The organism is Vescimonas sp. (assembly GCF_057856985.1).
The window spans coordinates 1-23,727 of the sequence record NZ_DBLZXX010000013.1; the positions used below are offsets into that span (position 1 = coordinate 1).

Sequence of the window (23,727 nt, forward strand, 5' to 3'; positions counted from 1 at the left end):
CAAGGATGTCTTACAGCAAAAAGGAGGAATTGAATGAGTAAAGAAACCAGAGATCGTATTGCATTCCGGATGCAGCCGGAAACCAGAAGAAGGATCGAGCAGTGGTACGCCGCCGACAACTGCCAAAGCATGAATGAGTTCGTGGAGAAGGCGGTGAACTTTTATGTGGATCATCTGGAGATACAGGACAACCAAACGCTTTTGCCTATGGCGATCCAGTATGCCATTGACGGCAGACTGCGCAGAATGGAGGACTATATCGCCAGAAGCAGCTTCACAAGAAACGTGGAGCAGGACATGACCAACGGTATTATCGCAGAAGCGTTCGAGATGGATCGGGAAGATTTGAAGCGCAGACGGGCGCAGAGCGTCCGCAATGTGAAAGCCACAAACGGTCTCATCTCGTTGGAAAAGTACGCACGCTCCCGCCAGGAGCAGGACTGGGATGATGACGAATGGCAAGACTGATCCTCAAGAGTCCCTATATCAAAAGCACCGGCGGGGCCTCCGGATACCTTCGCTACATCGCGACCCGGGAGCGGGTGGAGCTTATCCCAGATGACCGTCCGCCCACACGAAAGCAGGAGCAGCTCGTCGCCAAACTGGTCAAGGACTTTCCGGACAGCAAAACGCTCTATGAGTACGAGGACTACCTGACGAAGCCCACCAAAGTCAAAGCCTCTGCGTTCATCACGCTGGCGCTGGAGTCCAACTGGGATGCCATCCACGAGTCAGACCAGTACATGAAGTATATCGCCACCCGTCCTCGCGCGGAGCGCATCGGCACTCACGGTCTGTTCGGTGATGACGATGCTATCTCTCTCGACAGGGCCATGGAAGAACTGGAGAGCTACACCGGAAATGTGTGGACACATATCATCTCTATCAAGCGGGAGGATGTGGCCCGGCTCGGCTTCGATAACGCCGCGGCGTGGCGCAATCTCATTCGGGCGCACCGTAACGACATCGCGGCGGCAATGAAGATACCGCCCGGTGACTTCCGTTGGTATGCGGCCTTCCACGACGAGGGCGAGCATCCGCACATCCACATGATGGCCTGGTCCGCAAAGCCGGGACAGGCCTATCTCTCCAGGGAAGGTATCCGTCAGATCAAGTCCAAGCTCACCAACGATATTTTCCGCAACGAAATGCTCCATCTCTACGAACAGAAGTCTGAGTCCAGAGATGAGCTGGTGCGGGAAGCGCGGCGGGCAATGCTGGAGCTGGTGCAGACCATGCGGGATAGTATGTGCGACCACCCGGATGCCGAGCGGCTCGTGCTGGAGCTGGCGGCGCAGCTCGGAACAGTCAAGGGCAAGAAATCCTACGGCTATCTTCCCAAACGGTTGAAGCAGCTGGTGGATGAGATCGTGGACGAGATGGAACGGCTCCCTGTCGTGAACAAGTGCTATGACCATTGGCTGATGCTCCAAGGCAAGGTGGACAGCTACTACCACGATAAGCCCCAGGAACGCATCCCGCTCTCACAGCAAAAGGAGTTCCGGAAGATCAAGAACGCGGTCATTCAGGAAGCGGAGTGCCTGCGCCTGGGTGAGATCGGCTTCGAGGAGAAGGGCCTCAATCAGCAGGACGAGCCGGAGGAATACCGCAACGCCTCCTACGACTACGAAGAGGATTTGAGTTAGCTGGAGACTATAGGAATATACAGTAAAGCCAAACTATAACGAACTTAAAGCGAAACTTGAAGATTACTATATATCGGATTCCTTTCCGTATAAACATGTTATTATTGATGAGGGGCAGGATTTTGGAAGCGAAGCAATAGAAGAAACCGATATTATTCAACTTATCCATGATATAATTGTTGACGCGGATCAGGGGGGAACATTCTATGTCTTTTATGATCGGTTACAATTGATTCAGGCAAGAGAGATGCCTAAATTTATAGGTGACTTGGATTGCCGACTGACGCTGTATCGGAATTGCAGGAACACCGAAAATATTGCCGTAACTTCTTTGCGCCCGATTACTGAGCGCAAACCAAAAGTGTTTGAGGGGGCAGTTAAAGGCACTCCGGCCAAAATTCACTTTTGTGATTCAGCCCAGAACGAAAGAGAACGGATTGATTCAATAATTGATGATCTCGCAGCTGACGGGTATCGGGATATTGTCCTTTTGACATGTAAAACAGAAGCAACGAGTATCTTGAGCGATTCCGTAAATAACGGAAAGTATCGCAACAAATATTTGTTTACTACATGTCGAAAGTTCAAAGGGCTTGAAGCCGATGTCGTGATTCTTCTTGATGTTGATAAGACTACTTTTGAACAAGGGAATGCTCTGATATTCTATGTCGGTACTTCGCGTGCTCGTATCAAGCTCGAAATTGCTGCCATATTAAGTGATGATGATTGCAAAGAAATACTCATGTCAATCCTGAATTACCGCGGGAAAATCCGCCGAGCCCAAAAGGATTTGGCGGGTGCGCTTAACGCTATCGGTAGTTTGGATTCTTAATAGATACAGGTTACTAAGTGCAATTTCTGCCTAACAGTTCTGAAATTATGCCACCAAGTCGTGCCACTACCCGCATAAAAAGCCTTTGCCGATGCTAAGTCAGGAAACAACAGATTCCCTATGTTCACGTTGTAGTGCTAAAAAACCAGAATCAATACTTATCTATGATTGCGACATGCTTCGGTACTAAGTCTAATAACATATTCTGATTTGGTGACAGCTCAAAGGCTGCACCGCTATAGACAAGGAAAATACTTTCAAAATCCAGGCAGAAATACAGCGGGACAGGCCGTAGAGGCTTGTCCCGCTGTCTGTATCGTAATGGTCAACAGTTTTGAGGAGGGCAAATGCAAACAAACAGGTTGGTCAGGGATTTGGGAGGTTTTTGCTTGACTGATTATCGGTGCACCGATATAATAAGAGCGGTGATGTATATGACAATCCAACAGATACTTCGGGAAAAGAACCTCTCCCGCTACCAGCTCTCCAAGAAAAGCGGTGTGCCTTGGGCAACGCTGGCGGACATTTGTTCTGGCAAGACAACGCTCTCCCGATGCAGTGCCAGAACATTGATGAAGCTGTCCTCCACACTGGGTATCCCGATGGAGCAGCTCATTACGCTGACTGCGGAGAAACCACAAATGAATGGCGGCAAGCCGGCTGACCGAACCTATCTGGAAAAGGATCTGCCCGCCAGTTTGGATAAAGCGCTTCGTGAGTACATTCAGGGCGAAAAAGACAAAGTGTCTTATATGGACTGCCTGTGGGGAGAATTGTATAGTGCGATCAACTCCAATCAGTGGAGCAATGCCATCACGCAGGAGCAGGCAGACTATCTCCGTGCGAAATATTTATGAGAGGTGAGAACCTAATCTTATCATGATCCGATGGCGATGACTAAACCTTAGGCAATAGCTCAGCGGCTGCACCGCCATAAACAAGGAAAACACTTTCAAAATCCAGACAGAAAAACAGCGGGACAGGCCATAAAGGCTTGTCCCGCTGTCCGTATTTATGACAGATATTCTTCCGTGATCCGATACCGGCTGATGCCGAAGGCACTGCTTCGCTCCATGATTTCCAGCGGAATCTTGGGCAGAAACTTCTTGCTGAAGCTGGTATCTCCGAAGTAGGCGTCAAAGTTTGCCACCGGCAGGACCACCCATTCACAATCATCCTGCCGGTTGGCGAGATAATAGCGGATCAGAGTACAGACAGCATTAGACGGAATTTCCTTCGGAAGCGCCGCTTTCACTTTCTCTGTCAGCTCGGGCGGCAGTTCCGGCCCTTCTCTGCGCAGCGGGCCAAGCTCCAACGCATCGGCAAGGACATCGTCAAAGCGCAGCGTCCAGGCACCCTTGGTTTGGGGGGCAAAAATCGGGATCTGATACTGCATCACCTTGCTTCGCCATGCGGCAGAGAACTTGGACTGAATGACCTCCGCATACTTGAGCGAGGTGCTGCGCACCTTTTCCGGGTTCGTCAGCATGAAGTCTGCAGTGCGAAGGACATGGCGGAGGAACCAGCCGGTCCCGTCCGCATCTACCAGCTCCGGGAACTCCGTGTGGAGCTCCGAAAAATCCGTCTGGAACTGCCATTCCTTGTCCGGTGCACGCTTCCCATCCTCCGGTACACTGCACCAGGCGCAGAGTGCACGGCGGGCGTGGTCGATCCGATTATGCGGATTACCCGAAATGACCGCTCCATCTTTGCCGTGGAACAGGTATCCGCGAGCCAGAACGGTCAAAATCCGCGCCATCCCCTCAAACTCCAGGATCGTGGCAAAAGTGAACCGACCCAGCCATGTCGTATCGCTCTTCTTACTGGCGGTATAGGAAACCGTCCCGGTATATGCACAGAATTCCTCCCATTCGTTAATCATCCCGCACCTCCAGAACATTTTTTTCGATGTACTCCGGCAGCAGCTCCCACAGCAGGTCACGCCTGCCGAGGGCCACCACATAGCGCACGGCCAGAGCCGGTCTTACAATCGCGGTCAGCAGTTCCCAGCACTTGGACGTCACCGCATCACGGTAGCTCCGGGAGGCGGACTTGCCCACAAAGGCGCTCATCATGGCGGCGAAGGCTTTCGAGTCGCTTTCACGGAACAGCTGCTTTTTCTCCCTTCCGGCGTTCTCGTCCTCTATATCACAGATAATGTCTCCGAGGATGCGGTAGCCGCCGAAGCGGAAATCGGTCAGCAGATCGTAAATATCCTCAAACTCCGGTAGCCATTCCCGCAGGAAACGCTCCCGTGCATCCTCGTCCATGAGGTGCCAGGCCTGCTTCTGCATGGCTTGCCGCAGAGCGGACACCTTTTCCGGCGGCAGGCTGCCGAACAGAGCGTACAGCTCGTCAGGATCGTATGCATCCTCCTGCCCTCTGGCATACAGAATGCGCTCCACATCGCTCTTCCGCTTTTTCTCCTTCAACGGAACGCGGCAGGCCCGGATGCGGGAGAGGCAGGCATCGTAATCTTGCAGCAGCGCAGCTACCGCCGCCAGCTTATCGGAATCCAGCTGTTCCCTCCAGTCCGGCTGCTGGGCAGCAAAGGAAAACAATTCTTCGTCCTTGGTGGGCTTTGCCTTGATGCGCGGCGTGTTCTTTTTCAGCTGCTGTGCCAGATACGGCAGGCGCTCCACGTTGGAGTCTACCGCGTCCCAATCCACCTTTTTAAAAAACGCCTTTATCTTGGCCGCATGGGTAGGCTCGTACCAGGCGCGCCGGGTCTCCGCATCCTCTACCAGCGTCTTATATTTGAGGAAGGCACTGCGCTTGACGGTCTTGTGGGTCAGGTACTCATCCAGATCGGGGCGGATGCCGCTCTTAGCCGAGTCGATCTCCAGCCCGGTAAGGATGGCTAATGTTTCCGTCTCCTCCCGGCAGCGCTCCCGCTCCTCGGCGTCGGAGTTTTCGTTGTAGGCGATAATGCTGCGATCCAGCGCGGCATTGCAGATCTGACCGACGCGGGAGGAGAAGGTGCTGCGAACGGTCTCAAACCGTGCCTCCCAGTCGTCGGCACTGCGGATCTGGGGCTGGGCCGTAGGGATCATCAGCAGAGGAATGTTCTCTGTGTTGGTGAGGGATTTGTGTTTCTCGTAGCGGTAGAGGTTGTAGTTGCGGCGGACGCAGGCATTCAGGATCGGATCAGATATGGTCTTGATCATATCGCCGTCGTAGTCAGCGCCGCCCAGCCGCTCCGCAGCCAGCATATTGGAATCCACCATCACCACATCCGTCAGGTGCCCGAAATAGTAATGCCGCATCTGCTTTCTCTCTTCCTTCGCGTCGTAGAAGGAAAGCTGTAGCTCCTCGTTGCGGGCAATGTGCGGATTGCGTAGCAGCGTGCAGGCGTCGTCATGGGCATAGGCCGCCTGGGGTGCATAGAAGGAACTCTCCGGGAAGTGGTCGGTCATGACGGTGCTGTAAAACATCCGTTGCCTGCGTTTGCGTGGCGGAACAGTCGGGAGCAGAAATGCCAGAAAGTCCAGAAGATCACCGGAAAGATAACGGTTGTCTCCCACCACGATCAGGCGGCCGACGGCGTACTGCTCCACGATCTTGTCCGCTTCGTCCTCCAGCCGCCTGGCATAGACCGGTTCGTTGATGAAACGCGGATTCTTTTTCAGCACGGCGGCAAGGATCTGGTCTTTGCCCTGATGCCGTTCCCACCAGCTGACCCGCTCAAACTTCTCCAGAAAGTAATTCTGCCGAAACGATTCATCGGCGCAGAAATTGTAATACGCCAGTTCCGTCTGCTTGGTGAGCCAATTTCGCTCGTCTGTCTCCGGGCTGTGGTCCCAGCCGTCCGGCAGATCGGCAGGGCGGAACTCGTCACCCTGAATGGAAACGGTGGTCAGAAACTGATAGTTCAGCTCGGTGGTCTGTTCCGATTTCTCCTTGCTCACATTGGTGATGTACAGCGCATGGCGGTACTTGCGAAACACCGTCCGGTAGTCCTCCCAGTTCATGCCACTGGCAGTGAGCCAGCCGTATCCCTTGAACATGCTCTTGGTGAGGATGACGTCCACATCCCGGACGGAATGCTCCATGCCCCACAGATCGGTGATGGTGTCCGTCCCGCAGAGGGTCAGGAAGTCTTTGAAGTCCACCTCGTGCAGCATACCCTTGACATAGGGCATACGGATCTGGAATGAGGTGTGGACTTTCTTCCCGCACAGCTTCTCGTCCACGACGCGGGCATATTCTTTTGAGATCAGCCCCTCGCCGTCGAAGCAGGTGATTTCGATGTCCTCTTTTTTCTCCACCCGGTGATATTTGCGGGTACTGTTCTGCGTTCCGCCGTCCTCTACGGTGATGACGCTGACATTCCGCTCTGTGCGCGTAGGATTGTCGATGACCACCACCCGGTGGGGCCGGTCAATGCCGATGCCGTCAATGCGGATACCGCTGGACAGCATCAGGCCGTTGTAGGCATAGAGCTTGCTGAGCTGGCAGTCACCGATGGTCATATCCATCATGATGCGGCGGTGCACGGCGTCATAAAAATCTTCCCGAATGAAGGACAGCCGCGCCTGCCGGCTCATGCTGCCCGAACGCTCAAAGGCAAGATAGCGATGCGGGCCGGAGCCAAAATCAAGGCTCACGCCCTCGGGACGGAACAGGGCCTTCGCTTTTTCCTGCCGGATCCGGTATTTCTTTCTGGCACCGCTCCGGTCGAAGATGCCGGAGAAGTCCATATAGAAAATGATGTCCGAGAGGTCAGTCACCAGCTGCCCACCGGGTCTTCCGGTGAAGGCATCGCCGTGCAGCACGCACATGATCTGATAGAACAGTGCGTTATCGTCCTGCTCGTGATGTGCGGAAAGTGATTTGCATTTCTCTGTCTCGGCGGCGCTGAGATGGAAGGTATATCTCCCGTCCTGCTGCCTGCCATAGCTGATCACGGCTCTGGCAGACAGTTCGTAGATTCTGTATTTCAACAGCGGCATCGGCTCACCTCCTGATGCTTCTATTCTATCATAAGGTTCCAAATTTGCAATATGGACACTGCTCCCACTTTTTCAGTGGGAGCTTTTTGCTTGCAGCTCTCAACAAAAAATTATAAAGGAGGAATCCAATGCAAGAATCCACATTCACCAACTATGACCAGCTGCCGCTGTTCCTCAACGCGAACACGGTGGCGCAGGTGCTGGGCGTGTCCATCTCCAGCGCCTATGAGCTCATGCACGAGACGGGCTTCCCCGCGCTGCGGATAGGCAGCCGCATCGTGGTACCCAAAGAAGAGTTCCGCCGGTGGGTAGATGCGCAGACAGGAGGTGATGCCTGATGTTCCGGCGTTGGCCTAAGCGAGATCCGAACAAGTATTACTACCTCGTGCCAAACGAGGTGTTCAACCTCGGTCTCAGCTCGCATGAGATTGCCGTCTACAATTACCTTCTGCGCTGCGAGGATCGCAGAACCTACCAGTGCCATCCCAGCTACCGCACCATCGGAAAGGCGGTGCAGCTGAGCGAAAACACCGTGCGGAAGTATGTGGCCGGTCTGGAGGAGAAGGGGCTCATCCGCACCGAGCCCAGCACCATCATCACGAAGGACGGCCGCGTGCGCAACGGCAGTCTTATCTACACCATCCGTCCCATTCAGGAAGCGCTGGAGCTGAATTATCAGCGGCAGTTCCTGCAGGTGGAGCGTGACATGGAACGGGCAAGAGCAGAGAAGCGGCTGGCCGAGTTGAATCAGCAGAACAAGAAGGGGGAAGAAAGCGCATGATGCAGCAGATTGCAAACTTTATCGTAGACCATGACCCGATGATGGTCATCCGGCGCACACATGACACGGTGCGCTACATTCGGTGGGAGTGGAACAAGGAACATGCCGACCCCATTGATGAAGAAGAACTTCGCCTGTTCCTCTGCGATGAACACTACGGTGATCTGACCGATGAGCAAAGAGCTGTTGCCCGTCGGTGCCGGGACGAGATGCGAGATGTCTATGCGGAGATGTGCGTGCGTTTGCTGCAGAGTGGAATCATGCTGGAGCGTGGCATGGTGCCAGATGTCAGTACCTACCGCAGCGTGTTCTGCACGGAAGGAGGTGATGCGCCATGGATGCTTGACCAAGCGGGATGACTGCCTTTTCCGCAAAGCGCCGCAGAGCGGCTGAAGTGCGCGTCAGCGCCGAAAATTCTCGCTTCGAGAATGACAAGTTTCGCCTTCGTGGTACGGAACGGGGCGATTGCCCCGTTCCGACCCCTTCGGCAGGCGGGCTAAGCCCGCACCCCTATCAACACAAAGAAAAATAAATTTAAAGGAGATAAAGATTATGACGGAGAACACCTATAATCCCTATGAAATTATGATGGACAAGTACGATAAGGAAGAGATGCTCAGCGATGTACGGGAAGCCATGCTCTATCAACTCGGCGCGGATGTCTCCTGTGAAGAGTTGAATCACTTTTTCACCGGCAAGGGCAAAGCCGCACTGTCTGGCTGTGCGGAGTGGCAGCAGTGCTTTGCAGTCGAAAAGATGCTGGAGTTCTATTATGTGCATGCGCGGGACGAGACTCTGGCTAAGCAGATCGAGACGATGACTATGCTGGCAAGCAGAGGTAACGAGCACCATGGCTAAGAATCAATTTATCCGCGCCCGCGTTGCCGGGTGGGAAAAGGACTGCATCCGCCGCAAGGCGGATGCAGCTCATATGACCGAAAGTGAGTTCGTACGCCGGGCGGCCATGAATCGGGAGGTCACTGTCATTGAAGGTATGGATGAGCTCCTGCGGGAGCTGCGCTATCAGGGAAATAACCTGAACCAGCTCACGGTCATGGCTCGGCAGGGGCGTATCACGCAGGTGAACTATGAACCCTTTACGGAGGTGTACCGGAACGCATGGCAAACATTAAATTCATTGCTGTCTCACGCAGTCTGAGCGGTATCCTGGACTATGTTACAAACCGTGAGAAAACGGTGGAGCGTCTCATATCCGGTGTCAACTGCATGGCTCAAACAGCTCAGGATGAATTCGAAGCGGTAAAGAAACAGTTCCGCAAAACAGATGGCCGCAGCTACTACCACATCGTCCAAGCCTTCGCCCCGGACGATCCGCTGGATTTTGATACAGCGCATGAGATCGGGTTGAAGTTTGCGGAATACTTCAAGGGCTACCAGTGCGTGGTGGTCACGCATATGAATACGGCGCACATCCACAATCACATCATCATGAACTCGGTAAATTTTGAAACCGGTCAGAAGTTTCATCAGAGCGCCAGGGAGATGCAGCAGGCAAAGGAGTACAGCAACCAACTCTGCCGGGAGTATGGCTTGTCCTTCACCGAGAGCAAGGCAGATCCGTTCCGTATTCCTGCTTGGAAGAAACGGCTGTGCCGTACCATTAAGGAAGCTATGGAGAACTGTGCTACCCGTGAGGAGTTCATCGCATTCATGGCGGAGTACGGCTACAAGGTGCGATGGGAGGCGAATCAAAAATACATCACCTACACCACACCGGAGAATGTCCGATGCAGAGACAATAAGCTCTTCGACCAGACGCTTCTGCGCAGCAGCATGGAAGCCTACTTCGATATGGGCGGCTGTGAGTATCTGGAAAGCCGCATCGATGCCACCGAGTACGGTGAACTCCTGCCTACGGTGGACGATGCCGTCTGCGGTTTGATCTCCATCCTGGATGCGATGAACACCGGCGACAATGACCGCTTCCATCTGGAAACGCTGCATCACAGCAAGCAGGAGATCCGGCGTATTCTGGAACGCGGCGGCAAGATCGACCGCACGGTGGAATACGCTGTAGATAATGAAGAGGAACAATACGAGCAGTACCACGGGTTTTCTATGCGGATGTAATGGCAAACCATTTCAAAGTTCTGATAGCTATTTCCGCAAAAATGTGGTAATTGTTTGTGTTGCAAAAAAATCTCAATCAAAGGAAGTGAAATACATGGCAAAACGAAGACCGGCTGGCGACGGCATGGTGCGAAGGCGTGACGACGGGCGCTGGGAGGGTCGCATCGTCATCGGCCACCGGGAAAACGGCGAGCCACTGTTCCGTCATGTGTATGCCAAGACGCAAAAGGCCCTGCTGAACAAGCTGCACCAGAACATCGAGTGCTACCGCGATGTGGAGCTGACCGAGGACAGCCGCATGACGCTGGGCCAGTGGCTGGACCGCTGGCTCACAGAGTACAAGGCGGGTACGGTGCGCCCCGGTACCCTCGAGGGCTACCGCCGCTACATCGAATACTACATCAAGCCGCAGCTGGGCGACAAGCAGATCTCCCTCCTCTCCCAGCAGGACATCCAGCGGATGTACCGCCGCCTGAAAACGGAGGGACGCATCCACGAGCACCCCGAGATGGGGCATCAGCTCTCCGACTCCATGGTGTGCCACATTCACTCCACCCTCCACGCCGCGCTGAAGGACGCGGTGCAGGCGCATGTCATTCCCAGAAATCCTACTGAGGGGACAACGGCGCCCAAGCCCAACTACAAGCCCAAGCGTATCCTCACCCGTGCGGAGCTGGACGCCTTCCTCGCAGTGGTGGAGCAGGATGAGGTGTGGCGGGACTTCTTCCAAACGGAGCTGATGACCGGCCTGCGCCGCGGCGAGATCTGCGGTCTGCAGTGGAGCGACTTCGATAGAAATACCGGTACGCTGAAGGTGTGCCGAACCCTCCACAGCCAGCGGAAGGGCGAATACACCGTCGGCGAGACGAAGACCAATCAGGGCATGCGCACCATCATCCTGCCGCACAGTGTGACTGAAATCCTGCGGCGGCGCAAGGCGGATACCATCAGTCAATGGATATTCCCCGACCCGGTGAAGCCGGAGGATCCAGTCGATCCCAACGCGGCGTATCGCCACATGAAAACGCTGCTCCAGCGGGCAGGACTCCCCAGCATCCGCTTCCACGATCTGCGTCATACCTTCGCAACCCATGCCCTTACCAGCGGCGTGGATGCCAAAACGCTGTCCGGTATCCTGGGCCACACCAACGCCTCCTTCACGCTGGACACCTATACCCACGTCACATCGGATATGCAGAAGACAGCCTGCGGCATCGTGGGCGGCTTCATGGAGGACATCTTCGGAAAGGAGTTGAAACCGTGGCAAGAAAACGAAAAGCCGGAGACGGAACCGTAAGACAGCGCAAGGACGGTCGGTGGGAGGGGCGCATCGTCATCGGCTACGATGATAACGGCTACCCCAAGACGAAAAATGTCCTCGCCAAAACCAAGAAGGGGTGCCTCGAAAAACTCCAAAAGCTCAAGGAGGAATGCGGCGGGCTGAAGCCCGAAAAAGTGCGGTCTGAGATGCCCTTCGGGGACTGGCTGACATACTGGTACGAGAATCACTCCAAGCCTAAGATCCGCCCAACTACGCAGGAGACCTACGAGAGCCGCATCCGCCTGCATATCATTCCGGAGATTGGGGACATCCCGCTGAATAAGCTGACACAGAACGACCTGCAACAGTTCTATGGTCGGATCAAGAATAGTGGCCGGAAGCGCTTCACCGACAAGTACGGCGAAGGACTGTCCGACCGAATGGTGCGCATGTGCCACGCCACCTGTCGCTCCGCGCTGGAGAAAGCGGTGCAGGATGGACTGATTCGCGTGAACCCGGCCATCGGCTGCAAGCTGCCGCCCAAGAAGGCACGGGAGATGCAGGTGCTGACGCGGGAGGAGCTGCAGCGGTTTCTCATTCAGGCGAAGTTTGAGGGCTACTACGAAGTCTTCCTTCTGGACTTGGCAACCGGCCTGCGCCGGGGTGAGCTGATGGCGCTGCAATGGGACGACCTGAACTTCAAAACCGGTGTACTGAATGTGAACAAGCAGGTCTACGATGTGCGTGGCCAACTTCAGATCAGCACGCCCAAGACGAAGAACTCCGTCCGCAAGATCGTCCTGCCGCCCGCTGTGGTGGCGGTGCTGCGGGAGTACAAAAAGACGGTGGACTCTCGCTGGATGTTCCCGTCCCCGGTGAAGGAGGACTGCCCCATCACACCCGGCGTGGTGCGGCGCAGATTGCAGCTCATTCTGGAGCACGCAGGATGCAAGCATGTACGCTTTCACGATCTGCGCCACACCTTCGCAACGCTGGCGCTGGAGAGCGGCATGGATGTGAAAACACTCTCCGCCATGCTGGGGCATGTGTCGGCGGCCACCACGCTGGACATCTATACCCACATCACCGACGACATGCGGCTCACGGCCGCCGCCAACATCGACCGCGGCATCGGCAAAGCAGCGCCGCAGGAGGACGCTTCAGAGCCGGGGCAGGAAACTGCCCCGGCCCAGGCGGAAAAGCCGAGTATGACCGATTTCAAGCCCTACGTGGGCCGCAAGCGCAGGTCCGGCACCGGCTGCGTCTCCGAGATCAACGACCACCTCTTCGAGGGGCGCTACTCTCCCAAGTGGCCCGATGGTAAAAAGCACGCCCGCAATGTCTACGCCCATACCCGCGAGGAGTGCGAAGAGAAGCTGAAGACGCTGATTGTGGAGATGAAAGCGGAGATTGCGGAAGCGCAGCGGCTGAAGGACGAGGGCAAAGGTGATGGGCGGCCAATAGAGGGAAAGGAGGGCAAGCGGGGAAAGAAGAAATAATTAAGTAAAATGCCGCCTTGAGTATTCAAGGCGGCATTTTGAGTTACATACAAAAACTATTTTGTATTTCTACGAGGGTACCCTTTATCTTCACGCAAGACCCTTACCGACAACTCCTCTTCATCAATCTCTCTAATTGATGCGCCTTCGCAGTCAATGCAAATATTACCTTGATTAAGAAGATGAAATTCCATTACTTGAGCGGTATTTTCGGGATCATCAAAGTCAAATGAAATAAGAATTTCGCAGTCAACTTCTGCTTCAGCATCCGTGAAATCTATATCAGCATATGCCATATAGAAATATTCTCTGTCAACGCTATCCCAAATTGAGTTCTCCTCATCAAATACTTCAGCATAGCCAGAAACTTTAATTGTGACATTGGTGCTTAGCAGCAAGCTATCACGGGCAATCTTTAGCGGGATAAAATTATCGCTAACACAATCGATCTTTACAGACTCAATTTCCAACTCGTTGAGGTTTTCGTAATCATCAAGTTCAAAACATTCACATTCAACGTTCTGCTGTGCGTTTGAAATTATTTCTTTATATGCACCTCTGAAAATTTGGCTGAGCATTTCTTGACTTAGTATGCTATCGATATTGCTGATTTTAGTTAGCGCATTAGAAATAGAATCGCAGATTATGACATTCTCTATCTGATTAAATGCGGTCGTCCAATCACTGTCTTTAGATATGACCAGCAAGATATCATTTGGATGCTTTTCAAGGTATTTTCTTGTAGCATCAAAAACAAAGGCATCTGGAAATTCAGCTTTCTTTTTACCAGACAACGCAAAAGGGGCTTTACTATTAAAATAAAGCTCAAATACAGAAGCAGGGTCACCAAAATCAAGACGAATCGCATCTTGGTAATATTGTTGATAAGCTTCGAAAAGTTTAGTCTGAATATCCAACTCCGAAATCTTGGAAGACAATAGTACATCATCAAGTTTGTAATGTTTTAAAGTGCTGGTGCACTTGCGAAGCTGAGTAAGTAGTGACTGGTAGTCTTTAAATATGCCGGAATCTTCAATATGTTTATGAATTTCATTTTCGAGCACTGGATGCGTTAACAAGGTAATGCCTTTCTCATCTGCTGTCGAGAAAAAAGAGGGAAGCAAACTTTTTACTATGCCAGGGAAATCACTATTTGCATCCCTAAAGGCGCATGTGTCAATTAAAATTAAAGTAATTCGATTCTCCTCGTTCATATTTGTTCCCCTTCCCGCTGCACTTTAGTATAGACTGATTCTTTACGCAAGGCGCAGGGCAACTGAGTTACCGTTGTTATAGCATTCTTTTAATCATTATATAGTAATTAAGCATGCCTGTCTACATATTTGGTCTGCACTTTCTGTGCGAAAAGTAAAGTTACTCAGTCGACTTGACGGAGTTCGCATACAGCTAAAAATAGAGGACAATCTGATAACTTGTATAATCGTTTCACACTTTGCACAAGAACTGTCGAAAAGATATGTTAAGAATGACAAACTCAAATTCTGCGCCGCAATAGACAAAGAATAAGAAAACCCCTCTGAAATCAATGAATTCAGAGGGATTTTGGTCCGAGTGAGGTGACTTGAACACCCAACCTCGACATCCCAAATGTCGCGCCCTACCAGTTGAGCTACACCCGGATATTCACTTTTCTGCCATGATACCACGGCGAGGGGTAAAAATAAAGTTTTTTCTGTCTGTGGTCATTCCTGTGGTCAAAGCCGCTTTTATGCTATTTTCGGCAATCGGTGGAAATCGCGCAAATGCAGGTGTCACAAGGCTTTGCGGCGTTTCGCCTCACCCTATCCCGGATACCGCCACGGCACTCCCAAATGTCGCGCCCTACCAGTTGAGCCACACCCGGATATTCAATTTCTGCCATGATACCACGGCGAGGGGTAAAAATAAAGTTTTTTCTGTCTGTGGTCATTTTACATTTCTCCCATCCTACCATGCCGCGCGGAAAAAAGCAACAGGAAGCGGGCGATTTTCTGCCCGCTTTCTGCTGCTTTTTTGTATCGTTCTCTCGCTGTCAGTCCTGCTGGACCAGCGGCAGCGTTACATCTGCTCGGAACAGATCTGCGTCGATGGACAGCCGGAACGTGCCGCCCATCAGCTGCACAAGGCTTCGCACGATGGACAGCCCCAGCCCGCTGCCCTCCGTGTGGCGAGAGGTATCTCCTCGCACAAAGCGCTCCATCAGCTCGTCGGGGGAGATGTTCAACTCTGCCTGTGACACATTCTTGAAGCTCAGGGTCATCTGCCCGTCGGACACCACGCCGGACACGTAGACGCGGGTCTCCGGCATGGCGTATTTGCAGATGTTGGATACCAGATTGTCCATGACCCGGCTGAGCAGCTTGCTGTCGGCGGCCACCACGGGCTGCCCCTCCGGCGGCTGGGTCACCAGCGTCAGATGGCAGTCCGCCAGCCGATCCTGATACTCGCCGGCGATCTGGCTGAACAGCACACTTACATCTATGGGCTGCACGTCCACCGGCAGCGCGCCGGAGGACGCCTTGGACGCCTCCACCAGATCCTCCGTCAGCTTCTTCAGCCGCTTGCTCTGCCGGTCCAGCACCGCAATGTACTCCTGGGCGGCGGGGGAGGGGATGTCCTCTTTCTTCAGCAGATCCACGTAGTTGACAATGGAGGTCAGCGGCGTCTTGATGTCGTGAGACACGTTGGTGATCAGCTCCGTTTTCATCCGCTCGGCGCGCATCTGCTCCTGCACGGCGCTCTCCATGCCGCTTTGCAGCCGGTTCATGGCCTGCCCGTACCGCCGGAAGGCGCCGAACAGCCGCTTGGTGTCCACCGGCGTGGACAGGTCGCCCTCCGACAGCTGCTTGCCGTTTTTCTCCAGCGTCCGCAGGTTCAGGGCGATGGCCAGCACCGCCAGCAGCTCCACGAGCTTCAGCACCAGAAAATACTCTCCGTAGTAATTCATCTGATACAGTCCGATCTCCAGCAGCGCCAGACCCAGCCCCACCAGCGCCGTTTTCCACACCAGCGGGATGCCGGTAACGATGCGCCACAGCCACAGAGTCACGCCTCGCAGGATGCGCCACAGCAGCCGCAGCACCCGGGCGGTCAGGGAGCCGCGGATGACGGTGCCGGCCTTACACTGGGCGGCAAAGACGCACAGGAACAGCAGCATGACCGGTATCAGCGCTGCACAGAAAAGAACCCGCCCCCATTCTGAATAGAAGGCGTCCCATCCGATGAAGAAGGCGCTTAGCAGCGCCAGCGCGAACACGTCGGCGGGGATCTTGTCCAGCCACGTCAGGTGGATATCCTCGCGGCCATGCCAGTGCCCGGCGGAAGCCATGGAGAAGCCGAAGCAGAACAGCGTCAGCAGGCCGCACAGCACCGTGAGAAAAATGGTCAGACCGGTATGCGTCAGCAGCCATGAGCAGACCAGATAGGAGTAGCTGGGGGCTTGACCGCTTTTCTCCAGCAGGGTAGCAGTGATGGCGACCTGAATGGAGGTAAGACCCGTGCTTTCCGACAGGTGGTAGACATACAGCTCCTGCGTGTCATACAGCAGCTTGTCGCTCTCCGTCAGATCAAAGTTGGCCAGATATGTCTCGCCAGTGTCCGGGTCGGATACGACAAGCTGGCAGGAGGAGAGCTCCCGGGAGAATGCATCGGCAAACAGCCGGGGCAGCTCCGACAAAAGCTGCTGGGCGGCTTCCGGGTTATATTCGGCGGAGTCGGCCGCGTCCGTGTTGACGAAGTAGTACGACTTGTCCAGCAGCCCTACGCTGTCCAGCTGGGCGCAGAGATAGTCGTTGGCCATGCTGAGACTGTCATAGCACTGCTCCTGATACAGGGTCTGCCGCAGGTATGCGCCGTCGTCCAGAAAGACGTTGTAGCTGACCAGTATACCAATGCCGATGCCGCCCAGCACGGTCAGACCGCCCAGCACCAGCGTCAGCACGAAGGCAGCGGCCTTGGCCCAGGCCTTGTCCAGCCATTTTCTCACTTGATACCGCCCTCCATTTTATAGCCTTTTCCCCAGACTACCTTGATGTACCGCGGCTCTGAGGGGTTGATCTCGATCTTCTCCCGCAGGTGCCGGATGTGGACGGCGATGGCGCCGGCGGCGTTGAGGGGCACGTCGTCCCACACACGGCGGTAAATCTCGCTGGGGGAGAACACGGTGCCCGCGTTCTTCATGAGAAAGCGCAGAATGTCGTACTCCTTGGGGGTCAGTGCGGCGTTTTCACCGTCCACGGTCACGGCCTTGGCGTTGTCGTCCAGCCGGATACCGCCGATGACCAGCGTGCTGGGCTGCACCGTGCCGCCGCCCAGCTGGAGATAGCGCCGCAGCTGGGACCGCACACGGGCCAGCAGCTCCACGGGGTTGAAGGGCTTGGTGATGTAGTCGTCTGCCCCTACGTTGAGGCCCAGCACCTTGTCGGTGTCCTCACTCTTGGCCGTCAGCAGGATCACCGGCACGTTGCTGGTCTGGCGCAGCTGCGCCATGGCGGTGAGCCCGTCCATCACCGGCATCATGATGTCCATCAGGATGAGATGCACCTCCTCCCGGGCAGCCACAGCCAGCGCTTCTTTCCCGTTGTAGGCCTTCAGCACGCGATAGCCCTCCGCCGTCAGATAGATCTCCAGTGCTGAAACAATATCCTGCTCATCGTCACAGACAAGAATGGTATACATGTGCCGCGCCTCCTTTTCATACTCCGTTTATCATACGGGAAAATGAGGCGCGGCACAATAGGGGAAGTTTAGTTTTTCATTAAGTTTGCCGGCAGGCGTGCCGCCGCGCCGTGGCGGATGGGCTTCCACTCCACCTTCATGAACAGCGCCGCAAAGGAGATGGGGATGTAGGTGAACATGAACAGGGGGAAGCTGAATGTATACATCACTTTCTGCCAGGCGGGAGCCTGGATGCGGTCCCACTCGGTGGCAGTGGTGACGGCACCGATGGCCAGCAGCGTCAGATAGATGCCGCCCAGGCACTCCAGCAGGGACCGCATGGCGAACCACAGTCCTGCGCCCTCGGCCAGACCGATGCCCGCCAGCGTCACATTGGCCAGGATGCTGACGCACGTCAGCACAAAGGCGGGCATGATGGCCATGGCCATATCGAAGCAGCTCCAACTGCCCCGGGCTGCGCCCTTCAGCAGCTTGCCGCCGTACTTCTGGAACACCTGGATGTAGCCCTTGGCCCAGCGCAGCCGCTGGCGGCAGGACTGGCGGAAATCCGTGGGCTGCTCGTCGTAGAGCACCGCGTCCTCGCAGATGGCGATGATCTCGCCGTCAGTGATGTGACGGACAGAGAACTCAATGTCCTCCGTCAGCAGGTAGAACTGCCAGCCGTTGGTTTTGTCCAGAATACGCTGGGAGAACAGGAAGCCTGTCCCACCCACGGCGGCGCTGGTGCCCAGCCGCATGCGTGCGCCATTGAGGTAGCGGCTCTCCCGCAGGAACCACAGGGCGTAGCCGGCGCTGATCCAGTTGTCGGCATAGTTCTTGCTGTTGCGGTAGCTGGTGACGATCTCGTACCCGCCGGAGAACACGGCGTTCATCCTCTCGATGTAGTCCGGCGACAGCACATTGTCCGCGTCGAACACGAAATAGCCGTCGAAGCCGTCGGGATAGTCGGCCTTGATGTGCTGAGTCAGAAAGTCCAGGGCGTAGCCCTTGCCCACGTTGATGTGGTTGAACCGCTCATACACCACGGCGCCGCGGCGTCGTGCGATGTCGGCGGTGCCGTCGGTGCAGTTGTCCGCCACCACGAACACCGTGAGCAGCGCGGGATCATACGTCTGCTGCCGCAGACTGTCCAGAAGACCGCCAATGACGGCGGCCTCGTTCCGCGCCGCGATGAGCACAGCATAGCGGTGGGGCGAGGGAGGGCAGGGAAGAGGGCGCTGCTTTTTGGCCAGCACCAGCGGTATGTAGAGGAATTGATAGGCATAGCAGATAAAAAACAGCGCCGAGATCAGCGCGTTCACGGTCCGCAGAGCAGTTTCCATGAGAGACACTTCCTTTCTTTCTCTGTGTCTCCTATGGTAGAGAAAAAGCCATTAAGAAACAAGGAACCGCCGGATTAAGAATCCATTAAGATGAAACAGAGGCGGAGACGCTTTTCACGCCTCCGCCTCTGTTCTCAGAAATCCCGCTTCTGCCCCGCGGTGACGGCCATGCCCGCCGCGCTGACCAGCGCCAGCGCGGCGTACACCGCCATCCCGCCGTCCCCTGTCTTGGGGGAGACGGTAGGCGCATCGCCGGGGCTGCGCCCACCGCGATAACGGTTGCGGAACTCCAGCACGTCGTACTTGCCGCCCTGCATGTCGGCATCACCGTACACCGCCGCAGTGCGGCCCTCCGGCGTCACCGTGATGGCGATGTAGTACACACGGTCATCGTACTGCCCACCGTGGCGCTGTCCCGCCTCCTGCCGCAGAGTGTATACGTGCCTCCCCTCCCGGGTGCAGGGGATGGTCAGCACCGCGCTGCCGCCGCCGGAGACGGCGCAGGTATACGCGCCGTTACGGCTCCCCTCCGGCAGGGGCGCGCCGTCGGATGCCGCCCGCAGCGTCAGGGTGAACACCTCCGGTACGTCAGGCGCATCGCCGCTGACCGTCACGCGCACCGGCAGCTCTACCGCTGCGCCGGCGGCCATGGCGGTGACGACGCACAGCGCAGTCAGCAGGGCCAGCAGCGCCGCTGCGGCCGGTATCCTTCTCGTCATACCGCCGTCAGCTCCTCTGGCTGCGCCGACGCAGGAACATCGCTGCGCCGCCTGCCGCCGCCATGGTCAGCAGCACCGCGTAGGGAGCGCTGTCCAGCAGCACGCCGTTGTCGATGCTGCCGCCCTTGGTGTTGGTGAACTCCGCCGTGGCGGCGGCAGCTTCGATGGTGCCGCTGTCGCCGGTAACGGCGGTGGTGTAGCCCTCACCGGTGTAGTCATCCTCGGTGACGGTGTAGCTCATGCCGTAGGGCAGGTTGGTCAGGCTGGCGGTCTGCCCGTGCTTCAGGGTGAAGTCCACAGTACACTGGCCGTTGTCATCCCACGCCGGGGTGAAGCTCTGGTCCACGCCGGCCACGGAGAAGCCGATGGTACTGTTCATGTCATAGCCCGACTGCCTGGTCAGGGTCACATGGAACCGGAAGTCCTTGTCACGGTCGCCCAGCAGACCGGCAACGGTCTTGGTTACGTTCAGCGTACCGGCGGAATACGTGTTGAGGATGTTATCCTGCTTGCTGCCATCCGCACTGCCCAGATGGACGGCGGCCACGCGGACCTTGCCCTCCCCCTCCGGCTGCAGCACCGTGATCTTCAGATACAGCGCCTGACCGTTGTAGGTGACACCGGCGGTGCTGCCCGCGCTCTCAGTGATCTTATAGGTATAGATGCCCACGCTGGAGAACTCCGGCAGGGGCAGCGCGAAGCTGCTGGACGCACCGGCCGCCGTAGCGGCGCCCTCACTGAAGGCGATGTCAAAGGTGCTGGGCGTAAAGACAGGCATATCCGCCGCAGCGGTGATGGCGGAGTCCGTCACGCTGTCCGCCGCGATGGAGAAGCGGAACGTCTCGGCGGGACTGACGGTCCCGTCGTTCACCAGCTGATAGAGCTTGGTGATGGGTACCTCGGTGATGTCCTCGTAGGTCTGGCCGTCCACTGTGATGCTGGGTCTCGTGGGCGTCTCTCCCTCCACGGCAAAGGCTGTGGCGGTCAGTCCCAACGCCAGAAGCAGCGTCAGGAGCAGGGCAAAGCATTTTTTCATACGTAGTCCTCCTTGCAATATAATGTGTTCTGCTGTATCAAAACCGCACATGCGGCGCAGCACAAAAAAGGGTCAGGCGCGGCGCTTCCGACTCCACAGCAGCAGCCCGCCGCCGCAGCATACCAGCGCTCCTGCCGGCAGCAGGGTGCCTCCGGCTACGCCCAGATCGGGGACGGCCCGCTTCGTGTTGACGAACACCAGCTCCCCGCCGTCCCCCAGCGTCACCGCACCGCTGTCGCCGCTGCGGCCGCTGTTGGTGACGGTGTAACCGGCATGCTCCGTCTCCGTCACCGTCACGACCCCGCCGTAAGGCAGTCCGGTGAAGGTCAGGCTCTCCCCGTGGCGCAGGGCAAAGACCGCCTGCCCGCCGGACACGGTGTAGCCCTCGCCGGCCGGGAAGGGAACGGCCTGACCGTCCACCGTCAGCACCGCCGTAAAGGGGAATGCCTTCGACCGGTCGCCCATCTCGCCCTCCACCGTCTTGCGGACGGTCAGACTCCGGGAAGTGCGGTTTACAAAGGCCAGCGCACTGTCGTCCCATACGCTGCCGTTGACGGTGATACGCACCGCGCCGTCCACACCGTTGGGCAGCACCGCCACACGGTACATCTCGCCGCCGCACCAGAAGCCGTCGGCCTCCGCCTCGCGGATGCGGTAGTAGCGGGGCGCGGTGTCGCCGGCGGCCAGACCGATGACCAGCCGCCCATCGGCAGCTTCCTCACCGGTGACGGTGATGCCCGTTTCGTGGACCTGCCGCAGCACATTTCCCTCCGCGTCCGTCTCCTCCAGCAGGAACCGGAACGTCTGGCGCTGGCCTGCCGCCGCGCCCAGCAGCGTCTTGGTCAGCGGCAGGGAGATGGCGTAGTCATAGGTGGCGTTGGTGACGGTGACGGCCACGCTGCCGCCCACCGGCACCTCACCGTCGGCTCTTGTGGGGGAGGTGGCGCCCTCCGCCGTGACGGCGGCGGCAAAAGCGGCGCGCCAGCCCTCCGGCGGCGTTTCCGTCACGGCGTAGGCCGTGCCCGCCAGCAGCCCGGTGAACACCGCTGTCTCTCCATGGGCCAGGGGCACGATGCCCGCCGTCTCCACCGTCCGCTCCTCGCCGTTCACCGTGTAGGGCGTGCCTGCCGGCACCGCCTCGCCGCCCAGAGCCACGCCAATGTCGAAGGCCCGCCCCGCCGCGGCGTCGGAGCCCTCCGCCACCTGTTTCGTCACCCGCAGCTCGCCCAGAGCGCTGGTATCCACCACGTTGCGGTACGTCACCAGCTGGGTGGCCGCGGCGGTGAGGGTATCGGTGCGGAAGCCGGTGAAATCCTCCTCCGCCGTGGGGCTGACGGTGGTGCCGGTGCCGCTGCCCACGGTGTACTGCACCTGCCGGTACTGTCCCGTCAGCCGGCCCGGCATGGTCTCCTCCACCAGATAGTCATAGCTCCCGCCGCCCAGCGTCAGCATGTCGGTGAACTGGGCCATCTGCCCCGCCTTCAGGGTGAAGTACCCGCCTGCCCCCACGGCGCCGCTGCCCACAGCGGTGCTGTTCTCCAACAGCTGATACGCCGTGCCCTCCGGCACGTACAGGCTGCCGTCCGGCCGCAGCACGCGGAACCGATAGTCCATGGCACCGGCGAGATAGCGGTTCAGCTCCTGCTCACCGCCGGACAGCTCCTTGGCCACGGTCAGGGAGTTGTTTGGCAGGGTAGGCGTGTTGAACCGCAGATAGCAGTAGGACACATTGCCGCCCCGCTCCAGATAGAAGAACTGCAGCGTGTGCTTGGTGTAGTCCCCAAAGGTGCTGCCGTCAAAGCTGCCGGTCATACCGGCGGTCTGGAACTTTTTTGCCAGCGTAGTGGTGACGTAGTCATCGGCCTCCGCCGCACCGGACACCCCCTCTCGGGGATGGGTCACATCACCGGTAGCAAAGTTGATGGAGCCGCTGTTGGCACCGTGGGTGCCGCCAATGTCCAGCACCAGCACGCCGTCGATGTAGACGAACACGTCGTCGTCCCCCAGAAACTGGAAGATCATGTCCTCGCCGTTGATCTTTCCGTCGGCGGGCATGTAGAAGTCAAAGGACATGGACATGCCGAACCACAGGTCCACCTTGCCGTCCGGCAGGCGGTAGGCGGCGGGACTCCTGCCCCTGGGGGCCTCTGTGGCGCCGGTCAGGTCGTTGAACGGCAGGAAGTTTCCGTTAAAGGCGATCGTCCTGTCGTTGAATACCGTCTTGCCGTCAGGCTCCACATAGCCGGTGTACCAGGGCCGCACGATGCCGTCATACAGCTGGAACCGCCCGCTGGCCGCGTCATAGCTGGCGGCATTCCGCAGAGAATCATAGTAGAGATAGCCCTCGCTGTCCCGCTGGAACAGCCCCGTGCTGCCGCCGCGCCCCACGGAATAGACGGTCTTGCCGGGGACGGCGCTGTCGCTGAACAGATAGCCCAGACTGCCGCTGGCTTTACTGCCGGGGATGCCGGTGACGTAGGGCCACTTGTTGTCCTCCAGCGTGGGGGACATGCTGGGCCGCGCTCCGCTTCCGCTGGCGTCTCCGTCCACCGAGGCGCCCCAGCTGTGATAGAACTCCAGCGGTCCCTGTCCGTTGATGGCCCCCGTGTAGTTGAACAGCTGCATGGTCACGTTGTCCGCAGGGGCTCTGGATACCTGCGCCGCCAAGGCCGCAGGGCGGCTGTCCTCCATGTTCATATAGACGCTGTCCTCGTCCACCTGATACGCGCCGCCTGCGGCGTATACTGCGGCGGGCAGCAGCGTGGCCGCCAGCACCAGCGCCAGCAGGCCGCCCAGTACCCGCAGTCCTGTCCTTCCGTACCTGTTCATCGCTCCGTCCTCCTGTCCTGCGTCAGTGCGGCAAGCCTCTTGCCTTTCGCGGAGGATTATAGCATCCGGCCTCCGCAGAATC

The 23,727-nt window shown here is 57.1% G+C and carries 21 protein-coding genes and 1 tRNA gene; 12 read left to right on the top strand and 10 right to left on the bottom strand.

What is annotated here, in order from left to right:
* The first annotated feature begins 33 nt into the window (after positions 1-33).
* The 4 genes from ACZM22_RS08280 (at position 34) to ACZM22_RS08295 (ending at position 3,335) form a co-directional block, all read left to right on the top strand.
* Entirely contained in the window at positions 34-468 is a 435-nt protein-coding gene (locus tag ACZM22_RS08280; RefSeq protein WP_489543721.1) for a hypothetical protein, read from the top strand.
* Complete coding sequence (gene mobP3, locus ACZM22_RS08285) at positions 456-1,646, top strand: MobP3 family relaxase (RefSeq protein ID WP_489543722.1); 1,191 nt, start codon at positions 456-458, stop codon at positions 1,644-1,646. The genes ACZM22_RS08280 and mobP3 overlap by 13 nt, the downstream gene beginning before the upstream one ends.
* A 247-nt stretch (positions 1,647-1,893) precedes the next feature.
* Positions 1,894-2,478 carry an ATP-binding domain-containing protein gene (locus ACZM22_RS08290; protein ID WP_489543723.1) on the top strand — a complete coding sequence of 195 codons (585 nt, stop codon included), beginning with the start codon at positions 1,894-1,896 and terminating at the stop codon, positions 2,476-2,478.
* Positions 2,479-2,867: 389 nt separating this feature from the next.
* Positions 2,868-3,335, top strand: a complete 468-nt coding sequence (locus tag ACZM22_RS08295) for a helix-turn-helix domain-containing protein (RefSeq protein ID WP_489543724.1) — start codon at positions 2,868-2,870, stop codon at positions 3,333-3,335.
* Positions 3,336-3,490: 155 nt separating this feature from the next.
* Here the strand turns inward: ACZM22_RS08295 and ACZM22_RS08300 are convergent, their stop codons facing one another.
* Together ACZM22_RS08300 and ACZM22_RS08305 are read right to left on the bottom strand one after the other, a co-directional pair.
* A complete protein-coding gene (locus ACZM22_RS08300; RefSeq protein WP_489543725.1) occupies positions 3,491-4,360 on the bottom strand; it encodes a hypothetical protein in 870 nt (289 codons plus the stop codon).
* Positions 4,353-7,430: an RNA dependent RNA polymerase gene (locus tag ACZM22_RS08305; protein WP_489543726.1), complete on the bottom strand. Its 3,078-nt coding sequence runs from the start codon at positions 7,428-7,430 to the stop codon at positions 4,353-4,355. Before ACZM22_RS08305 ends, ACZM22_RS08300 begins: the two co-directional genes overlap by 8 nt.
* A 128-nt stretch (positions 7,431-7,558) precedes the next feature.
* Between ACZM22_RS08305 and ACZM22_RS08310 the strand changes: the two genes are divergently transcribed.
* From ACZM22_RS08310 to ACZM22_RS08345, 8 genes are all read left to right on the top strand, one after another.
* Positions 7,559-7,768: a helix-turn-helix domain-containing protein gene (locus ACZM22_RS08310; RefSeq protein WP_213541927.1), complete on the top strand. Its 210-nt coding sequence runs from the start codon at positions 7,559-7,561 to the stop codon at positions 7,766-7,768.
* A complete protein-coding gene (locus tag ACZM22_RS08315; RefSeq protein WP_489543727.1) occupies positions 7,768-8,211 on the top strand; it encodes a helix-turn-helix domain-containing protein in 444 nt (147 codons plus the stop codon). The genes ACZM22_RS08310 and ACZM22_RS08315 overlap by 1 nt, the downstream gene beginning before the upstream one ends.
* Entirely contained in the window at positions 8,208-8,570 is a 363-nt protein-coding gene (locus tag ACZM22_RS08320; RefSeq protein ID WP_489543728.1) for a hypothetical protein, read from the top strand. Before ACZM22_RS08315 ends, ACZM22_RS08320 begins: the two co-directional genes overlap by 4 nt.
* Positions 8,571-8,763: 193 nt before the next feature.
* Positions 8,764-9,069: a hypothetical protein gene (locus ACZM22_RS08325; RefSeq protein ID WP_489543729.1), complete on the top strand. Its 306-nt coding sequence runs from the start codon at positions 8,764-8,766 to the stop codon at positions 9,067-9,069.
* On the top strand, positions 9,062-9,370 hold the full coding sequence (locus ACZM22_RS08330) for a plasmid mobilization protein (RefSeq protein ID WP_412316193.1): 309 nt from the start codon (positions 9,062-9,064) through the stop codon (positions 9,368-9,370). Before ACZM22_RS08325 ends, ACZM22_RS08330 begins: the two co-directional genes overlap by 8 nt.
* Positions 9,331-10,302, top strand: a complete 972-nt coding sequence (locus tag ACZM22_RS08335; protein ID WP_489543730.1) for a relaxase/mobilization nuclease domain-containing protein — start codon at positions 9,331-9,333, stop codon at positions 10,300-10,302. The genes ACZM22_RS08330 and ACZM22_RS08335 overlap by 40 nt, the downstream gene beginning before the upstream one ends.
* Before the next feature lie 94 nt (positions 10,303-10,396).
* The gene (locus ACZM22_RS08340) at positions 10,397-11,599 is read left to right on the top strand and encodes a tyrosine-type recombinase/integrase (RefSeq protein ID WP_489543731.1); all 1,203 of its coding nucleotides are present in this window, start codon (positions 10,397-10,399) and stop codon (positions 11,597-11,599) included.
* Complete coding sequence (locus tag ACZM22_RS08345; protein ID WP_489543732.1) at positions 11,563-13,062, top strand: tyrosine-type recombinase/integrase; 1,500 nt, start codon at positions 11,563-11,565, stop codon at positions 13,060-13,062. Before ACZM22_RS08340 ends, ACZM22_RS08345 begins: the two co-directional genes overlap by 37 nt.
* A 56-nt stretch (positions 13,063-13,118) precedes the next feature.
* Here ACZM22_RS08345 and ACZM22_RS08350 read toward each other — a convergent pair whose 3' ends face one another.
* The 8 genes from ACZM22_RS08350 to ACZM22_RS08385 form a co-directional block, all read right to left on the bottom strand.
* Positions 13,119-14,276: a PIN domain-containing protein gene (locus tag ACZM22_RS08350; protein WP_489543733.1), complete on the bottom strand. Its 1,158-nt coding sequence runs from the start codon at positions 14,274-14,276 to the stop codon at positions 13,119-13,121.
* Between the two features lie 350 nt (positions 14,277-14,626).
* Positions 14,627-14,702, bottom strand: a tRNA-Pro gene (locus tag ACZM22_RS08355).
* Positions 14,703-15,094: 392 nt separating this feature from the next.
* Positions 15,095-17,047 carry a sensor histidine kinase gene (locus ACZM22_RS08360; protein WP_489543734.1) on the bottom strand — a complete coding sequence of 651 codons (1,953 nt, stop codon included), beginning with the start codon at positions 17,045-17,047 and terminating at the stop codon, positions 15,095-15,097.
* Positions 17,044-17,739: a response regulator transcription factor gene (locus ACZM22_RS08365; protein WP_484425104.1), complete on the bottom strand. Its 696-nt coding sequence runs from the start codon at positions 17,737-17,739 to the stop codon at positions 17,044-17,046. The genes ACZM22_RS08360 and ACZM22_RS08365 overlap by 4 nt, the downstream gene beginning before the upstream one ends.
* A gap of 68 nt (positions 17,740-17,807) precedes the next feature.
* Positions 17,808-19,061, bottom strand: coding sequence for a glycosyltransferase family 2 protein (locus ACZM22_RS08370; protein WP_483269132.1), 1,254 nt, complete (start codon positions 19,059-19,061; stop codon positions 17,808-17,810).
* A 134-nt stretch (positions 19,062-19,195) separates the two neighbouring features.
* Positions 19,196-19,780: a hypothetical protein gene (locus tag ACZM22_RS08375; RefSeq protein ID WP_484425103.1), complete on the bottom strand. Its 585-nt coding sequence runs from the start codon at positions 19,778-19,780 to the stop codon at positions 19,196-19,198.
* Positions 19,781-19,787: 7 nt separating this feature from the next.
* Positions 19,788-20,816, bottom strand: coding sequence for a DUF7601 domain-containing protein (locus ACZM22_RS08380; RefSeq protein ID WP_483269130.1), 1,029 nt, complete (start codon positions 20,814-20,816; stop codon positions 19,788-19,790).
* A gap of 72 nt (positions 20,817-20,888) precedes the next feature.
* Positions 20,889-23,645, bottom strand: coding sequence for a DUF7601 domain-containing protein (locus tag ACZM22_RS08385; protein WP_489543735.1), 2,757 nt, complete (start codon positions 23,643-23,645; stop codon positions 20,889-20,891).
* Positions 23,646-23,727 lie beyond the last annotated feature (82 nt).

What these genes read in the sequence shown, in the direction of transcription:
- ACZM22_RS08280 (WP_489543721.1), top strand. Translation starts at nt 34, where the DNA reads ATGAGTAAAGAAACCAGAGATCGTATTGCATTCCGGATGCAGCCGGAA.
- mobP3 (WP_489543722.1), top strand. Translation starts at nt 456, where the DNA reads ATGGCAAGACTGATCCTCAAGAGTCCCTATATCAAAAGCACCGGCGGG.
- ACZM22_RS08290 (WP_489543723.1), top strand. Translation starts at nt 1,894, where the DNA reads ATGCCTAAATTTATAGGTGACTTGGATTGCCGACTGACGCTGTATCGG.
- ACZM22_RS08300 (WP_489543725.1), bottom strand. Translation starts at nt 4,360, where the DNA reads ATGATTAACGAATGGGAGGAATTCTGTGCATATACCGGGACGGTTTCC.
- ACZM22_RS08305 (WP_489543726.1), bottom strand. Translation starts at nt 7,430, where the DNA reads ATGCCGCTGTTGAAATACAGAATCTACGAACTGTCTGCCAGAGCCGTG.
- ACZM22_RS08310 (WP_213541927.1), top strand. Translation starts at nt 7,559, where the DNA reads ATGCAAGAATCCACATTCACCAACTATGACCAGCTGCCGCTGTTCCTC.
- ACZM22_RS08315 (WP_489543727.1), top strand. Translation starts at nt 7,768, where the DNA reads ATGTTCCGGCGTTGGCCTAAGCGAGATCCGAACAAGTATTACTACCTC.
- ACZM22_RS08320 (WP_489543728.1), top strand. Translation starts at nt 8,208, where the DNA reads ATGATGCAGCAGATTGCAAACTTTATCGTAGACCATGACCCGATGATG.
- ACZM22_RS08325 (WP_489543729.1), top strand. Translation starts at nt 8,764, where the DNA reads ATGACGGAGAACACCTATAATCCCTATGAAATTATGATGGACAAGTAC.
- ACZM22_RS08330 (WP_412316193.1), top strand. Translation starts at nt 9,062, where the DNA reads ATGGCTAAGAATCAATTTATCCGCGCCCGCGTTGCCGGGTGGGAAAAG.
- ACZM22_RS08335 (WP_489543730.1), top strand. Translation starts at nt 9,331, where the DNA reads ATGGCAAACATTAAATTCATTGCTGTCTCACGCAGTCTGAGCGGTATC.
- ACZM22_RS08340 (WP_489543731.1), top strand. Translation starts at nt 10,397, where the DNA reads ATGGCAAAACGAAGACCGGCTGGCGACGGCATGGTGCGAAGGCGTGAC.
- ACZM22_RS08350 (WP_489543733.1), bottom strand. Translation starts at nt 14,276, where the DNA reads ATGAACGAGGAGAATCGAATTACTTTAATTTTAATTGACACATGCGCC.
- ACZM22_RS08365 (WP_484425104.1), bottom strand. Translation starts at nt 17,739, where the DNA reads ATGTATACCATTCTTGTCTGTGACGATGAGCAGGATATTGTTTCAGCA.
- ACZM22_RS08370 (WP_483269132.1), bottom strand. Translation starts at nt 19,061, where the DNA reads ATGGAAACTGCTCTGCGGACCGTGAACGCGCTGATCTCGGCGCTGTTT.
- ACZM22_RS08375 (WP_484425103.1), bottom strand. Translation starts at nt 19,780, where the DNA reads ATGACGAGAAGGATACCGGCCGCAGCGGCGCTGCTGGCCCTGCTGACT.
- ACZM22_RS08380 (WP_483269130.1), bottom strand. Translation starts at nt 20,816, where the DNA reads ATGAAAAAATGCTTTGCCCTGCTCCTGACGCTGCTTCTGGCGTTGGGA.
- ACZM22_RS08385 (WP_489543735.1), bottom strand. Translation starts at nt 23,645, where the DNA reads ATGAACAGGTACGGAAGGACAGGACTGCGGGTACTGGGCGGCCTGCTG.